The following is a 502-nucleotide window of genomic DNA, read 5'->3' as shown; positions in this document are numbered from 1 at the left end:
TAACGACATTCGAAATGGCAATGGTTGAAGAAACAGCACAAGTCTATAAACAGCGCTTAATCGATATCAGTTGGTTTATGCGGGCATTAAACGAGCCTATTGCTCGACAAGCCAATAAAGAAGATAAATGCACCGGGCACTTTTGGGAAGGACGCTTTAAATCACAAGCCCTGCTCGATGAAGGGGCATTACTTGCTTGTATGGCTTATGTGGATTTAAATCCAGTGCGTGCGGGCATTGCTCCAACACCTGAGCAATCGAGTTTTACCAGTATTCAACTGCGTATCAAGGCAGCCATTATCGGAGAGCAACCCTCAACGTTATTACCTTTTACGGGCCATGAACAGCAAGAACAAACCTCAGGTATCCGCTTTAGTTTGAAGGACTATTTAACCCTTGTAGATGAAACAGGTCGCGTAATAAGAGCAGACAAACGAGGCGCTATCGATAACAAAACCGCAAATATACTGTCAAGACTTCACATCAGCGATGAAAGTTGGCT

1 protein-coding gene is annotated in these 502 nt (G+C 44.0%); it reads left to right on the top strand.

Annotated features, from left to right (window positions below; translation table 11 throughout):
* A partial coding sequence (locus H4J70_RS20240; protein ID WP_404842506.1) for a transposase occupies nucleotides 1-502 on the top strand: 502 nt, incomplete at both ends.

Origin of the sequence: Colwellia sp. BRX8-9 (assembly GCF_014077245.1) — a bacterium.
Taxonomy (GTDB): Bacteria; Pseudomonadota; Gammaproteobacteria; order Enterobacterales; family Alteromonadaceae; genus Colwellia_A.
Note: the sequence above shows the minus strand (reverse complement) of the source record. Positions and strands in the feature narration are given on the sequence as shown.